At 64.5% G+C, this 14,842-nt stretch carries 16 protein-coding genes; 10 read left to right on the top strand and 6 right to left on the bottom strand.

Features of this window, described 5'->3' with window-relative positions; genetic code table 11:
- Positions 1-6: 6 nt before the first annotated feature.
- Genes ACR0EF_RS00565 through ACR0EF_RS00545 form a run of 5 tightly spaced genes read right to left on the bottom strand, consistent with a single transcriptional unit; the run spans position 7 to position 6,317 of the window.
- A complete protein-coding gene (locus tag ACR0EF_RS00565; RefSeq protein ID WP_170371813.1) occupies positions 7-1,113 on the bottom strand; it encodes a mandelate racemase/muconate lactonizing enzyme family protein in 1,107 nt (368 codons plus the stop codon).
- Complete coding sequence (locus ACR0EF_RS00560) at positions 1,110-2,216, bottom strand: mandelate racemase/muconate lactonizing enzyme family protein (RefSeq protein WP_170371815.1); 1,107 nt, start codon at positions 2,214-2,216, stop codon at positions 1,110-1,112. The genes ACR0EF_RS00565 and ACR0EF_RS00560 overlap by 4 nt, the downstream gene beginning before the upstream one ends.
- Positions 2,213-2,791 carry a dimethylsulfonioproprionate lyase family protein gene (locus tag ACR0EF_RS00555; RefSeq protein WP_170371817.1) on the bottom strand — a complete coding sequence of 193 codons (579 nt, stop codon included), beginning with the start codon at positions 2,789-2,791 and terminating at the stop codon, positions 2,213-2,215. Before ACR0EF_RS00555 ends, ACR0EF_RS00560 begins: the two co-directional genes overlap by 4 nt.
- Positions 2,788-3,867 (bottom strand): alcohol dehydrogenase family protein, encoded by a 1,080-nt coding sequence (locus tag ACR0EF_RS00550; RefSeq protein ID WP_217354727.1) that lies wholly within the window; start codon positions 3,865-3,867, stop codon positions 2,788-2,790. The genes ACR0EF_RS00555 and ACR0EF_RS00550 overlap by 4 nt, the downstream gene beginning before the upstream one ends.
- The gene (locus ACR0EF_RS00545) at positions 3,864-6,317 is read right to left on the bottom strand and encodes an FAD-dependent oxidoreductase (RefSeq protein ID WP_170371818.1); all 2,454 of its coding nucleotides are present in this window, start codon (positions 6,315-6,317) and stop codon (positions 3,864-3,866) included. Before ACR0EF_RS00545 ends, ACR0EF_RS00550 begins: the two co-directional genes overlap by 4 nt.
- Before the next feature lie 68 nt (positions 6,318-6,385).
- Here ACR0EF_RS00545 and ACR0EF_RS00540 point away from each other — a divergent pair, with 68 nt between their 5' ends.
- The 10 genes from ACR0EF_RS00540 to ACR0EF_RS00495 all read left to right on the top strand — a co-directional run bounded on the left by ACR0EF_RS00540 (position 6,386) and on the right by ACR0EF_RS00495 (position 14,565).
- A complete protein-coding gene (locus ACR0EF_RS00540) occupies positions 6,386-7,273 on the top strand; it encodes a MurR/RpiR family transcriptional regulator (RefSeq protein WP_170371820.1) in 888 nt (295 codons plus the stop codon).
- A complete protein-coding gene (locus ACR0EF_RS00535) occupies positions 7,270-8,394 on the top strand; it encodes an aromatic ring-hydroxylating oxygenase subunit alpha (protein WP_170371822.1) in 1,125 nt (374 codons plus the stop codon). Before ACR0EF_RS00540 ends, ACR0EF_RS00535 begins: the two co-directional genes overlap by 4 nt.
- Positions 8,378-8,770, top strand: coding sequence for a carboxymuconolactone decarboxylase family protein (locus ACR0EF_RS00530; protein WP_170369835.1), 393 nt, complete (start codon positions 8,378-8,380; stop codon positions 8,768-8,770). The genes ACR0EF_RS00535 and ACR0EF_RS00530 overlap by 17 nt, the downstream gene beginning before the upstream one ends.
- 191 nt (positions 8,771-8,961) lie before the next feature.
- A complete protein-coding gene (pcaF, locus tag ACR0EF_RS00525) occupies positions 8,962-10,164 on the top strand; it encodes a 3-oxoadipyl-CoA thiolase (protein ID WP_170369837.1) in 1,203 nt (400 codons plus the stop codon).
- Positions 10,165-10,179: 15 nt separating this feature from the next.
- The gene (gene paaA / locus ACR0EF_RS00520) at positions 10,180-11,172 is read left to right on the top strand and encodes a 1,2-phenylacetyl-CoA epoxidase subunit PaaA (RefSeq protein WP_170340298.1); all 993 of its coding nucleotides are present in this window, start codon (positions 10,180-10,182) and stop codon (positions 11,170-11,172) included.
- Positions 11,173-11,195: 23 nt separating this feature from the next.
- A complete protein-coding gene (gene paaB, locus ACR0EF_RS00515) occupies positions 11,196-11,480 on the top strand; it encodes a 1,2-phenylacetyl-CoA epoxidase subunit PaaB (protein WP_005978248.1) in 285 nt (94 codons plus the stop codon).
- The gene (gene paaC, locus ACR0EF_RS00510; protein WP_170371824.1) at positions 11,480-12,241 is read left to right on the top strand and encodes a 1,2-phenylacetyl-CoA epoxidase subunit PaaC; all 762 of its coding nucleotides are present in this window, start codon (positions 11,480-11,482) and stop codon (positions 12,239-12,241) included. The genes paaB and paaC overlap by 1 nt, the downstream gene beginning before the upstream one ends.
- 6 nt (positions 12,242-12,247) lie before the next feature.
- Positions 12,248-12,709 carry a 1,2-phenylacetyl-CoA epoxidase subunit PaaD gene (paaD, locus tag ACR0EF_RS00505; protein WP_170339744.1) on the top strand — a complete coding sequence of 154 codons (462 nt, stop codon included), beginning with the start codon at positions 12,248-12,250 and terminating at the stop codon, positions 12,707-12,709.
- Positions 12,710-12,719: 10 nt separating this feature from the next.
- Entirely contained in the window at positions 12,720-13,793 is a 1,074-nt protein-coding gene (locus tag ACR0EF_RS00500) for a 2Fe-2S iron-sulfur cluster-binding protein (RefSeq protein ID WP_170371826.1), read from the top strand.
- A 13-nt stretch (positions 13,794-13,806) separates the two neighbouring features.
- A complete protein-coding gene (locus ACR0EF_RS00495; protein WP_170371828.1) occupies positions 13,807-14,565 on the top strand; it encodes a Phenylacetic acid catabolic protein in 759 nt (252 codons plus the stop codon).
- Here the strand turns inward: ACR0EF_RS00495 and ACR0EF_RS00490 are convergent, their stop codons facing one another.
- Positions 14,566-14,781 (bottom strand): hypothetical protein, encoded by a 216-nt coding sequence (locus ACR0EF_RS00490; protein ID WP_170371830.1) that lies wholly within the window; start codon positions 14,779-14,781, stop codon positions 14,566-14,568.
- Positions 14,782-14,842: the final 61 nt, after the last annotated feature.

The raw sequence follows: 14,842 nt of genomic DNA, 5'->3' as shown, positions 1-14,842 counted from the left end.
GCCTCCCTAATCCAGTATCACGTCCGGCGCGCCCAGGTATTCGCGGTCGGGCGCGACGCCCAGGCCGATCCCGTCGGGCGGCGCGATCCGGCCGCCCTTGCGGGTTGGGCCATCCGGCGCCAGCCGCGGCGCGACATAGCCCGACAGGTCGCACACGTTCATCAGGCGCGCCGGTTCGGTGGCCGCGCCCAGATGCAGCAGGGCGGCTGTGGTGATGTCAGACCCCCAGGTGTCTTCGACGCACATCTTCGCCCCCAGATGCAGGCACAGATCACGCGCACGGCGCGCCGCCGACAGCCCGCCGAATTTCGAAAGCTTCACCGCGACCGCATCCATGCAGCCCAACGCATGCGCAGCCATCAGGCTTGCGGTGTCGTGTGCGCATTCGTCCAGCTTCATCGGCAGGCCGGTGGCGACGCGCACGCGGGCGCAATCCTCGATCGTGGCACAGGGTTGTTCCAGCATCACATCCAGATCCGCGACCGCCCGCCCCACCCTGCTGGCATCCAGAGACGTGGCGCCGCAGTTCCAATCGCCATAGACCAGCGGGCCGTCGCCCACCGCCTCGCGCACCAGACGCAGGCGTTCGACATCGGCCTGCCAATCGGCATCCGCGCCCAGCTTGACCTGGAACTGGGTGATGCCCTGCGCCTGCGCCTCGCGGGCGATGCGGGCCATCTCGGCCGGGGCGATACAGGTGATCGAGTGATAGAGCGGCATCGTCTGCGCCTGCCGCCCCCCCAGAAGCGCGTGCAGGGGCAGCCCTGCCACCTGCCCCGTCAGATCCCACAGCGCGAAATCGATCGCCGATTTGGCATAGACATGCCCCGGCAGGTGCCGGTCCAGCCGCGCCATCAACGCCTCGGGTCCGATCGGGTCGGCACCCAGCAGAACCGCGGCCATGTCCTGCACCGCCGGGGCCACACCGCGCGCATAGGCGGGCAGGTAATGCGGAATCGGGCAGACCTCGCCCCAGCCGGTCAGATCGTCATCGGTGTCCAGCGCCAGAACCACCGTGTCAACCGTGTCGCAGGCCTTGCCGTCAGCCATGTAATAGGCCTGATGGCTGGTCAGCGGCACATGCCAGAGCGAAATGCGGGTGATGCGGGTCATTGGTACAAGGCCTTTGGTTCCCCCAGTGCATCTTCATCCGGGGCTACGCCGAGGCCGGGGGCCTGGGGCAGTTCAAGATGGCCCTGACGGTTGCGCGGGCCGCGCCCGCCCGCGAGGTCCAGCGTCAGCATGTCCTGACAGGCCCAGACGCCCAAGCGGTTGTGGTCGGGGATGGTGGCGGCCAGATGCAGCGCCTCGGTATCGGCCAGAACCGAGCCGCCGGTGGCCATCACATACATGTCGATGCCATGCGCCAGCGCGATGTCCCGCATCCGCGAAGCCTTGGTCAGGCCGCCGACACGGTTGAGCTTGATCCCAAAGACCTCGGCCAGCCCGTCGCGGGCAATGCGTGTGGCGTCCTGCAGGGTGACCAGGCTTTCATCCACGCTGACCGGGGCGGAATGCAAGGCCCGGATGGCGGCAATGTCGTCCAGCGTCTCGCCGGGTTGTTCGAACATCACGCCCAGATCCTCGGTGGCCTTCATCACCCGCAGCGCCTGCTGCCGCGTCCAGGCGCGATTGACGTCATAGAGGATGCGCTCACCCGCCGGGCGGTGCGCCTCGACATCGCGGATGCGTTCTATGTCGCGATCCACGTCGCCACCCACTTTGACCGAATGCACCCAATAGCCGCGGCCGCGATAGCGATCCATCACCGCGCGGGTTTCCTCGACGGTCTTGGCCCCGACCGAGGAGGCGACCGGCGCGGGGCTGCGCGACCCGCCGCCCATCAGATCGGCAATCGGCAACCCCGCCGCCTGTCCGGCAATGTCCCAGCAGGCCATGTCGATCGGCGATTTGGCGTAAAGGTGCCCGGGCAGCGCGTGGTCCATCGCCCGCTCGACCTCCAGAACCCGGCGCGGGTCCAGCCCCAGTACGAAGGGCGCCATGGTCTCGATCCCCGCCCGGATGCCCGGCCCGTGCGCGGGCACATAGGTGTGGCCCCATGGCGTGCCCTCGCCCCAGCCGGTCAGCCCGGCATCGGTTTCGATCTTGACGAAAGTGGCATCCAGCACCTCGAATTTCAGACGTCCGCCGGACAGCCAATAGGGGTGTTCAAGCGGCAGATCGACGCGAAAGACCGAGATGCGGGTGATCTTCATGCGGCGTCCATCCTGGGCAGGTCGTTCAATCCCTTGCCCCGCCACAGTACGAATGTCAGGATCGGCTGATCCCCCGTGGACATGGCATGGCTTTGCCAACTGGCGTGCAACCGCGTGCCCTCAGCGCCAACAAAGGCCCGATCTCCTTCAACCTTGAAGACCGCGCCACCCGCCAGCGTCAGGTAAAGCTCCTCGGCCTGATGGCTGTGCCAGTCATAGTCCAACCCGGCGCCCCAATAGGCGACATAGCCCCGCAGCTGGGTCGAATGGAAATGACCGGTTGGCCCGAACAGCTCGAAATACCCGTACCGATTGCGGAAATCGGCACCGACCTCTGCCTCGGTATAGGTGCGTTTCCAGTGGGCAAGATGCGCCGCCGACCGGATCGCCTGAACCAACCCCGTTGTCCGGGGCGATCCGGGTTGATCCAGCGCCTGCACCAGTGTCGTGGCGGGGATCGCCCGCGGTTGCAAACCGGTTGCGGTCAGGTCGGTGGGCCAGGTGCCGAATTCCGACAGCGCCGGCATACTCTGATGCAGGTGCCGCGCGGCTTCGAGAACGTTTTCCAGGGTCATGGGATCACCACGATATTGCCGGTATGATGCTTGTCGATGAAGGCCTGCTGGGCCTCTCGCAGCTCAGTCAACGGGTAAGTGGCGGCCAAAGCTGGCTTGATTTGCCCATTTTCTATGTATTTCACGACATCAAAGAAGTTCTGCGGCGTGTTCACGGTCGACCCGGTGAAGGTCAGATCGCGCAGATAGAAGGTGCGCAGGTCGAATTGCACGATCGGACCGGCAATCGCGCCCGAACAGGTATAGCGCCCGCCACGCTCCAGCATGTCGATCAGTTTGGGCCACATCTCTCCGCCCACGACGTCGGCGACGACGGTGATCCGTTCGCCTTTCAACTCGGCCCGCAGGTTCCTGGGGTTGCGCGGCAGAATGCGATCCGGGCCCAGTTTGGCGACCTCGGGGTGCTTGGCCGCGCTGGCCATGGCGATCACACGGGCGCCGCGCAGCTTGGACAACTGGATCAGCGCCCCGCCCACACCGCCCGAGGCGCCGGGGATCAGAACCGTGTCGCCCTCGCCGACCTGCGCCCTGTCCAACATGCCCTCGGCCGTCACATAGGAACAACTGAAGGTCGCCAGTTCGGCATCGCTCAGGTCGGAGTCGATCGCAGCCACGCCGTGGATGTCGGCCTTGGTGTATTCGGCAAAGCCGCCGTCACATTCCGAGCCGAAATATCCCGCCTTGTCGCGGTTCATCGGCTCGGACCAGTCGCGCAGCCAGCCCGCCACGATCACCCGCCGGCCGATGATCGCGGGATCGGCCCCCTCTCCCACGGCCACGACTGTTCCGACCGCGTCCGCGCCCTGAATGCGCGGGAAGGTCAGGGGCGCGCCGCCCCAGGTGCTGTCGTCGTCATCCAACTCGGAATAGGCGCCGCCGGTGGTGGCCTCGTCCACCGCCTTGGAATACCAGCCGGTGCGGGTGTTCACATCCGTGTTGTTCAGCCCGCAGGCGCCCACCTTGATCAACACCTCCATCGGGCCGGGTGTGGGGGTGGGCCAGTCCTCATGCCATTCGTATTTGTCCAGATCGCCATGCCCGGTCAGGACCATGGCCTTCATCGTCTTCGGGATCATTCCGCAGCCTCCATCGCGGTATCGGTGCGGGGCCGGAGGCTTTGCGGGTCATAGGCGGGCGCGCCCAGTATCCGCCCGCGACGCGGCGCGCCCGCAATCACCACCTGCACTTCGGTTCCCGGCACATTGGCCTGCGGTTTGACATAGGCAAAGGCAAGGATCTTGCCGACCGTGTGCCCGTAGGCCACCGAAGCGGTGGAGCCCACGACCTGGCCATCCAGCAGGACCGCCTCGCCGCCATGCCCATCGTTCTGGCCATCCGGTTCGATTTCAAGATAGGCGCAGACCCAGCGCAGATCGGGGTTCAGGGTCCGGTCCTTGCCCAGGTATTCCTTGTCGGTGCGGGCAAAGCGCAGCACGTCGGCTTCGGCCAGGGTGACCTCGTTGGTCAACTCGCCCGCGCCCTTGAAGGCCTTCTCCATCCGCAGCGCATTCATCGCGAACGACCCGTAATCGGCGATGCCCAGCGGCGCGCCCGCGGCCCAGAGCGCATCGTAGACGGCCAAGGCGCTGTCACGCGGCATGTGCAGTTCCCATCCCAGTTCACCGGCATAGGACATGCGGAAAGCCCAGAGCCGGTGACCCGCCACGTCGATTTCCTGCGCGGTCAGCCATTTGAAACGGGCATTGCTCAGATCCGCCTCGGTGCAGGCGGCCAGAACCTCGCGCGCCCGGGGGCCATTGAGGCTGAGCGCGGCCCAGTCGTCGGATCGCAGGATGATATCGACGTTTTCTTCGTCGCGATGCTGGGTCAGGTGGTCCAGCAGGCGCTGCTCGAAGAAGGCGGCACAGACGAGGTAGTACCGGTCCTCGGCCAGCTTCACGACCGTGGTCTCCAGCGCGATCCGTCCACGGCGGTTGAGCATATGGGTCAGCGCGATGCCGCCCACCTTTTGCGGCAGGCGGTTGGCGACCAGCCGGTCCAGCAGGGCCCGGGCATCCGGGCCGCTGATTTCGACCTTGGTGAAGGCCGAGATATCCATGATGCCGACCGCCTCGCGCACGGCCCTGCATTCGGTGGCCACCATGTCATGCACCACATTGCGGCGGAAGGAATAATGGTCGCGCTGTTCAACGCCGTCCTTTGCGAACCAGCGGGGGCGTTCATGGCCATAAACCTCTTCGAACACGGCCCCCTTTGCTTTCAGCCGGCCATACAGGGGGGACGGCTTGACCGGCCGCCCGGCAAGACGGTTGAAATGCGGAAACGGAATTTCGTGGCGCAGCTTGTAATCCTCATGCGCCTTGGTGACCTGCCAGTCTTTGGTGGCATAGGCCCCGAACCGGCGCGGATCATAGTCGCGCATCGAAATGTCGGCCGCCCCATGCACCATCCACCGCGCCAGTTCGCGCGTCAGGCCCGGGCCCCAGCCGATGCCGATCTGAGTGCCGCAGCAGCACCAATAGTTTCGCACCCCCGGCGCCGGGCCGATCAGCGGATTGCCGTCGGGCGGGTGCGAGATCGCCCCGTGAACCTCGCGCTGGATGCCCAGATCGGCGAAAATCGGCATCCGGTTCAGGCTTTCTTCCAGCCACGGCATGACCCGGTCGTAATCGGCGTCGAACAACCAGTTTTCATAATCCCACGGGCAATGGTCATGCCAGACCGAGTTCGAATTCTCCTTTTCGTAGATCCCGATCAGCCCGCGCTTCTGCTCCATGCGGATATAGCCCGAGACCTTGCGGTCATCGCGGATCACAGGCAACTCGTGATCGAGGTCCTGGAACTGTGGCACCGGTTCGGTCACGAAATAGTGGTGGGTCATCGATGCCATCGGCAGTTGCAAGCCCGACCATTCACCCATCTGCCGGGCATAGGTGCCGCCCGCATTCACCACGTGTTCGCAGCGGATCGTGCCCTGTTCGGTCTCGACCACCCATTCGCCATTGGCCGCCTGTGTGATGTTGGTGGCGCGGCAGCGGCGGATGATCCGCGCGCCCAGCTGACGCGCCCCCGCCGCCATCGCCATGGTCACGTTCGTCGGATCCACATGCCCGTCATCCGGCGTGTGCAGCGCACCCAGAACCCCGTCGAGGTTGTAGAACGGGTGCAGTTCGGCCACGCGGTCGGGGCCGACCAGCTCAATGTTGAAGCCCAGCGACCGGCCCACCGACAGGGTGTGGCGCAGCCAATCCATCTCGTCTTCGGTATAGGCCAGCCGGAACGAGCCGCATCCGTGCCATGTCACCGCCTGCCCGGTCTCGGCCGCGAGCGCTCCGGAATAGAGCCCGATGTTGTAGTCCACGCATTTGCCCAGACCAAAGGAACTGGTCGAATGGGTGATCTGCCCGGCCGCGTGCCAGGTGCTGCCGCTGGTCAGCTCGGCCTTTTCCAGCAGAACGACATCCGTCCAGCCCTCATGCGCCAGGTGATAGGACAGACCCACGCCCATGACACCTCCGCCCACGATCACCACGCGGGCCTGTGACGGCAGTTCATTCCCGGGCATGATTTTTCCTCTCACCGAGTCGCATTTCTACTCGACAGGCTAAGGCCACATTTGTACCATCGTCAATCATGAATGACACAAATGTATCAACCACCGTTCTTGACCGGCTGACCCGTGAATGGGATGCCCTGACGCCCGAAGCGCAGAAGGCTGCCCGTTATGTGCTGGAGAACCCAACGGACGTGGGCGTTTCGACCGTGCGCGAGATCGCCGAGGCCGCGAACGTGAAACCCAACACCTTCGTCCGCATGGCGCGGCAGGTGGGCTTTGAGGGCTACGAGGATTTCCGCGCGCCGTTCCGCGACGCCATCCGTCGGGGCACCGTGTCGTTCCCCGACCGCGCCCGCTGGCTGCAGGAAATCGGCAAATCCGGCGAGTTGGGCGGCCTCTATGCCGACATGGTTGGGGCAGCGATCCGAAACATCGAAGAAACCTTCGCCGGGATCGACGCCACCCGGTTGCAGGCCGCGGCCGAGGCGATCTGGACATCACGTCAGGTTTTCACGCTGGGCGTCGGCGTCAACAACGCGAACGCGCGCAACTTTACCTATCTGGCCTCGACCGGGATGAAGCAGTTCCACGCCATCCCCCGGCCCGGTTCGACCCCGGTGGACGATCTGGCCTGGGCCGATGAACAGGACGTGCTGATCGCGATGACCTGCCACCCCTACCGGACCGAAGTGATCGAGGCGGTAAAGCTGGCCCGCGAACAGGGCATGACCGTGGTCAGCATCTCCGACAGCCCCGCCAGCCCAGTCATCCTGAACGCGCAACACGGATTTGTCGTCGCCGCCGACACGCCCCAGTTCTTTCCGTCATCGGTTTCGACCATCGCGCTGCTGGAGACGCTTCTGTCCTTCGTGGTCGCCCTGTCCAGCGATGAAATCGTCGAGCGCGTGGAGCGGTTTCACCGCCGCCGGCACCAACTTGGCCTTTATGCGGAGGAGCCTGAATGACCGCACCGCTGACCCGCTCGTTGGAGGCCCGCTATTACACCGACCCGGCGACATTCGAACAGGAGAAACAGGGCCTTCTGGCACGCACCTGGCAATTTGCCGGACATGTGGCGCAAGTGCGCGAGCCGGGCGACTATTTCGCCTTTGAAATCGCGGGTCAGAACTTGTTCTGCATCCGCGGGCGCGATGGCGAAATCCGCACCTTCTACAATGTCTGCCAGCACCGCGCGCATGAGATGGTGACCGGGGCCGGCAACACCCGCGTCGTCGTCTGCCCCTATCACGCATGGACCTATGAGCTGACCGGGCAACTGCGCGCCGGGCCGAACATCAAATCGGTTCCGGGCTTCGACCGCAGCGCTATCTGCCTGACCCCGGTGCGGACCGAGCTGTTCAACGGCTTCATCTTCGTCAACCTCGACGATGACGCCGCCCCGATGGACGACTGGTACCCCGGCGTGCGTGCGGAGATCCGCGCCTTTGTCCCGCAGATTGACGACCTTGAGCCGCTGGAGTGGGTCGAGATCCCCGAGAACTGCAACTGGAAGGTCAGTATCGAGAACTACTCGGAATGCTATCACTGCCCGACCAATCACCCGACCTTTGCCACCGGTGTGGTCAAACCCGAGACCTATGACATTCAACCCGATGCAGGCGGCGGATACGTCCTGCGCCATACGACCGAGTGTCAGAGCCTCGACAAGATGACCTATCCCATCGACCTGTCTGTGCCCCATGCGGGTGACTATCAGTCGTGGTTTCTGTGGCCGATGTTCTCGTTCCAGTGCTATCCCGGCAATGTGCTGAACACCTATCACTGGCGCGCGCAGGATGCCGATCACTGTACCGTCTGGCGCGGATGGTACACCGAGGGCGGGTCCGAAAGCGCGGTGATCCGCCAACTGGCGGTGCAGGACCGGGAAACCACGGTCGAAGAGGACATCCGGCTGGTTGAAAGCGTGCATCGCGGCCTGAAATCGCGCGGCTATCGCCCCGGCCCGCTGGTGCTGGACCCGGCTTGCGGCGTAATGTCGGAACATTCGATCGCCCGCTTGCAGCAATGGATGCGCGAGGCGGTGGATACAGATGCAAGCGGAGTGGACGATGGCCGACATCTTTGACGAAGACCTGTTCCTGAAGGGGCTGACGCAGCGGAAGGCGACGCTGGGCGACGAATACGTGGAAAAGAACCTGGCCGCGGCAGATGATTTCACCCGCCCGTTTCAGGAGGCCATGACAGCCTGGTGCTGGGGCTTTGGCTGGGGGGACGAGGTGATCGACCCCAAGACCCGCTCGATGATGAACCTGTCGATGATCGGCGCCCTGGGCAAGATGCACGAGTGGGAGATCCATTGTCGCGGAGCCCTGAACAACGGCGTAAGCAAGGAGGAGATTCGGGCGATCATCCATGTCGTCGGTATCTATTGCGGCGTCCCGCAGGCGCTGGAATGCTTTCGCGTGGCGCGCAAGGTTCTGACCGAGGCCGGTCAGCTTTAGCCAGTTCCTGCCCCGAAGATCGAGATCGCCCGCCTTCGTGCGGGCTTTCTCTTGTCGACACAAATACGTTACTGAAATTCGATTTGATGCCAAATTGCGTTACATTTTCCTTGCCGCGAATCACTTCCGGGCGTATTACCCGACCACGCGGTCACTTATTGACTCGGACGCAAGACACGAGGTTCTGACGCATGGACGCTTTCATCTGCGACGCACAGCGCACCCCGATCGGACGCTATGGCGGGGCCCTGTCCCAGGTTCGCACAGACGATCTGGCCGCGATTCCGCTGGCTGCGCTGAAAGAGCGGAACCCGCAGGTGGGCTGGGCCAGCCTGGATGACGTGATCCTGGGCGATGCCAACCAGGCCGGCGAAAGCAACCGGAACGTGGCGCGCATGGCCGCCCTGCTGGCCGGTTTCCCGGTTCAGGTGCCCGGCACCACGATCAACCGCCTGTGCGCCAGCGGCATGGATGCGGTCGGCATGGCCGCGCGGGCCATCAAGGCGGGCGATTATGACATGGCGATTGCCGGTGGCGTCGAAAGCATGTCGCGCGCGCCCTTCGTGATGCCCAAGGCCACCAGCGCCTTTTCCCGCGCCAACGCGGTCTATGACACCACGATCGGCTGGCGTTTCGTGAACCCGAAGATGCAACAGATGTACGGCACGGATTCGATGCCGCAGACCGCCGACAACGTGGCCGAGGACTATGACATCAGCCGCGCAGATCAGGATGCCTTTGCGGCGCGCAGCCAGGCCCGCTGGGCGGCCGCGCATCAGGCCGGCGTTTTTGCCGAGGAAATCACCCCCGTGACCATCCCCCAGCGCAAGGGCGATCCGCTGGTGGTGGACACCGACGAACATCCCCGCCCCGGCACCACGGCCGAAAAGCTGGCGGGCCTGAAGGGCGTCAACGGGCCGGACAAGACGGTGACGGCGGGCAATGCCTCGGGCGTCAATGACGGCGCCGCGGCCATTCTGCTGGCCAACGAGGCCGCCGCGCAGAAAAACGGCCTGACCCCAATGGCCCGTGTCGTGGGCATGGCGGTCGCGGGGGTCGAGCCTCGGGTCATGGGAATCGGTCCGGTCCCGGCCACCCGCAAAGTGCTGGCCCGCACGGGGCTGAGCATCGAGCAGATGGATGTGATAGAATTGAACGAGGCCTTCGCCGCCCAGGGTCTGGCCACCCTGCGTGAACTTGGCGTGGCCGATGACGCCCCCCATGTGAATCCAAATGGCGGCGCTATCGCCATCGGCCATCCGCTGGGCATGTCCGGCGCACGGCTGGTCATGACGGCGGCCTATCAGCTGCGCCGCACCGGCGGGCGCTATGCCTTGTGCACCATGTGCGTGGGCGTGGGCCAGGGCGCCGCACTTATTCTCGAACGCGTGTAAGGGAGGAGACCCGACATGTACGCTCAGATGATCAAGACGGCAGGAACAGGCGTCAAATCCCGCGAGGAAATGACCGAGCAGGAACGCGCCTTTCAGGACAAGATCGACGCCGACATCAAGATCGAGCCCAAGGACTGGATGCCCGACGACTATCGCGCGACGCTGATCCGCCAGATCGGGCAGCACGCCCATTCCGAGATCGTCGGACAGCTGCCCGAAGGCAACTGGATCACCCGCGCGCCCACGCTGGAACGCAAGGCGATCCTTCTGGCAAAGGTACAAGACGAGGCCGGGCACGGCCTGTACCTGTACTGCGCCGCCGAAACCCTGGGCGTCAGCCGCGACGAACTGACCGAGATGCTGCTGGACGGGCGGATGAAATACAGCTCGATCTTCAACTATCCAACGCTGAACTGGGCCGATATCGGCGCGGTGGGCTGGCTGGTCGACGGGGCGGCGATCATGAACCAGGTGCCGCTGCAGCGCACCTCGTTCGGGCCGTATTCGCGCGCGATGATCCGCATCTGCAAAGAAGAAAGCTTTCACCAGCGCCAGGGCTATGACGCGATCCGCAAGATGGCCGAGGGCACGCCCGAACAGCGCAAGATGGCGCAGGACGCGCTGAACCGGTTCTGGTACCCGTCGCTGATGATGTTCGGCCCATCCGACAAGGACTCGGTGCATTCGGCCCAGTCGATGGCGTGGAAGATAAAGATCAACACCAATGACGAGTTGCGCCAGAAATTCGTCGATCAGACCGTGCCGCAGGCCGAGTATCTGGGCCTGACCATCCCCGACCCCGACCTGAAATGGAACGAAGAGCGCGGGCATTACGATTTCACTCAGCCCGACTGGTCGGAATTCTTTGACGTGATCAAGGGCAACGGCCCCTGCAACACCGACCGCCTGGCCGCCCGCAACAAGGCCTGGGACGACGGCAAATGGGTGCGTGACGGTCTGCTGGAACATGCCCGCAAGAAACGCGCCCGCAAGGTCGCAGCCGAATAACCTGCCCGATAGGAGGACACCTGATGAAAAACGAATGGCCCCTGTGGGAAATCTTCATTCGCGGCCAGCACGGCATGAGTCATCGCCATGTCGGCTCGCTGCACGCGCCCGACGCCGAAATGGCGATCAAGAACGCCCGCGACGTCTATACCCGCCGCAACGAGGGCGTCTCGATCTGGGTGGTCGAGGCCAACAACATCACCGCCAGTTCGCCCAGCGACAAGGGCCCGCTGTACGAGCCCAGCGAAAGCAAGGTCTATCGTCATCCGACCTTTTTCGACATCCCCGAAGAAGTGGGGGCGATGTGATGACCCGCGACGAGGCATTCCTGCAATTCCTGCTGCGGATGGGGGACAACACGCTGATCCTGGGCCATCGCGTCAGCGAATGGTGCGGCCACGCGCCGGTGCTGGAGGAGGACATCGCGCTGGCCAACACCGCGCTGGACCTGATCGGCCAGACGCAGATGTGGCTGGGCCTGGCCGGAGAGGTTCAGGGCGAAGGCAAGTCCGCCGACGATCTGGCCTTTCTGCGCGACGCCTGGGATTTCCGCAACGTGCTGCTGGTCGAGGTGCCCAACGGCGATTTCGGCCGCACCCTGATGCGCCAGTTCCTGTTTGATGCCTGGCACTCGATCATGCTGGGCCGGTTGCTGAAATCGTCCGACGACCGGGTCGCGGCGATTGCCGAGAAGGCCAGCAAAGAGGTCGCCTATCACCTGGAACGGTCCAGCGACACGGTGGTCGGGCTGGGCGACGGCACCGAGGAAAGCCACAGGCGCATGCAGGAGGCGCTGGATTACCTCTGGCCCTATGTGGGCGAGATGTTCGCCAGCGACGAGGTCGATGCCGAGATGGCCGCCGCGGGCATCGCCCCCGATCCGGCCAGCCTGCGCGAGGAATATGACGCGCTGGTTCGGCGCGTGCTGACCGAGGCCACCCTGACCATTCCCGACAGCCGCTTCGCCCATAAGGGCGGCCGCGACGGGCGCATGCATACCGAACATCTGGGCCACCTGTTGACCCAGATGCAATGGCTGCAGCGGGCCTATCCGGGCGCAACCTGGTAGCGGCCGATGAACCGCGCCACCGTAGAGCAGGTCTGGGAATGGCTCGACGCCGTACCCGACCCCGAGATCCCCGTGATCTCGGTCGTCGATCTGGGCATCGTGCGCGATGTGACATGGGAAGGCGACACGCTGAAGGTTGCCGTGACGCCCACCTACTCAGGCTGTCCGGCGACCTCGGTCATCGCGATGGACATCGAAACCGCCCTGCGCGACCACGGCATCGACAAGATCAAGCTGGAGACACGCATCTCTCCGGCCTGGACGACCGATTGGCTCAGCGACAAGGGGCGTGCGAAGCTGAAGGACTATGGCATCGCGCCGCCGCAGCCCGCAGGCGGACCCGACCGCTGCCCGCATTGCGGCAGCACGGCAGTGGAAAAGGTCAGCCAGTTCGGCTCGACCCCGTGCAAGGCGCATTGGCGCTGCACCGACTGCCTGGAACCCTTCGACTATTTCAAGTGCATCTGAGGAGGACCGGATGGCACGTTTTCACGATCTGGAAGTCACCGACATCCACAAGACCATCCGCGACGCGGTCGTGGTGACGCTGAAGCCGGTGAACGGCGCGGCCGAGGAATTCGACTTTGTCCAGGGCCAGTACCTGACCTTTCGCCGCGAATTTGACGGGGAAGAGCTGCGCCGCTCCTACTCGATCTGCGCGGGCAAGGATGACGGCGTTCTGCAGGTGGGCATCAAACGGGTCGAGGGCGGCGCCTTTTCGACCTGGGCCAATAACGAGCTGAAAGTGGGCGACAGGCTGCAGGCGATGCCGCCGATGGGGGCCTTCCACACGCCGCTGGATCCGGCCGCGCACCGGCAATACCTGGGTTTTGCCGGCGGGTCGGGCATCACGCCCGTGCTGTCGATCCTCAAGACCACGCTGGCGCGCGAGCCGAATGCGCGCTTCACGCTGGTCTATGCCAACAAGGGCGTGAACACGATCATGTTCCGCGAAGAGCTGGAAGACCTGAAGAACCAGTATATGGGCCGCGTGAACGTGATCCATATCCTGGAAACCGACGCGCAGGAGATCGACCTGTTCACCGGGTTGGTGACCAAAGAGAAATGCGCCGAACTGTTCCAGCACTGGATCGACGTCGAAAACACCGACACCGCCTTCATCTGCGGCCCCGAGCCGATGATGCTGGGCATTGCCGAGGCGTTGCGCGAACACGGGCTGGATGACAGCCAGATCAAGTTCGAGCTGTTCGCCAGCGCCCAGCCCGGCCGCGCCAAACGCAAGCAGGACGATGCCGCCAGCGCCGCGCAGGCCAACCAAACCCAAGCGCGGGTCACGCTGGACGGCGCCACCCAGACCATCACCATGCCCAAGGACCAGACCATTCTGGACGCGGCGCTGGAAAACGCGATGGACGCTCCCTTTGCCTGCAAGGCCGGGGTCTGTTCGACCTGCCGCTGCAAGGTGATTGAAGGCGAGGTCGAGATGGTCGCCAACCACGCGCTCGAGGATTACGAGGTCGACAAGGGCTATGTGCTCAGCTGCCAGGCCTACCCGCTGACCGACAATGTCGTCGTCGATTACGACCAGTAAAGGGAGAGGGACCATGGCCGAAGACATGAGCATCGAAAGCTACCTGGCCGCAGGCGGCGTTCTGACCAACCCGACCAACGTGCCACCCCGATACCGGGCCGAGCTGATGAAGCTGATGGCGACCTTCGTCGACAGCGAACTGGCCGGCGCGGCGGGCTTTGCCGACATGATCAACCAGGGCCCGGGCATCAAGGAACGCATCGCGGCGGCGAAGATCGTTCTGGAAAAGACCGACAATGCCGACCGCGTGCTGAAGATCATGGGCGAGTTCGGCGCGGATACCGACCGCTATGCCACGCATCATCCGTGGACCGCGCGGCTGGACCGTTCCGCCGATATCGGGGCCACGCGCAGCGAACATGACATGCGCCTTGCGGTATTCAACTATCCGATCGAAGGCTGGACCGATGCGGTGGTGATGAACCTGCTGATGAGCCGCGCCGTGGACGTGCAACTGGCCGAGTTCGCGCTGGTGTCCTATCAGCCGCTGGCCGAGGTGTTCCGCGCTATCGCCCCGATCGAGGCGCATCACGGTGAATTGGCCCTGGAAGGCGCGGTCAAGCTGTTGGATCAGGGCGCGGCGCCAGCGTTGCAGGACTCGGTCGATTACTGGTGGCCCCGCGTGGCCGCAAGTTTCGGCGCGGGCAACCCCGAGCGGATGGAAAAGCTGCGCCAGATGGGCCTGCGCCGGGCCTCGGGGGTCGAACTGAAAAACCGCTGGCTGGCCGAGGCCGCCGAGGTCGTCACGCGGCTGGGCCTGCGCACCCCGTGATCACCGCCCGCTGGGGCGGCTGATCAGGCCGTATTTCAAGGCAAGCGATCGCAGACCGCGATGCCGTGGCCGGGCCACCTTGCCCGTGCCCGCGTCACGCGCACCCGCTTTGCGGTTGAATTCATAGACGTCGATGATGCGCTCGGCGCAGCCGCAGGCCTCGCCCATCCCGACCTTGGCGAAATAGAATTTGTCGAACCGTTCCGGTTTTTGCATGGCGCCCTCCGACCGCAAGTAAACGCCGGGACACCCGCGAAAGCCAAATCACATTGCCGGC

The organism is Ruegeria sp. CG8 (genome assembly GCF_056537165.1).
The sequence above is the reverse complement of the archived record's forward strand: the minus strand, read 5'-3'. Positions and strand labels throughout refer to the sequence as shown.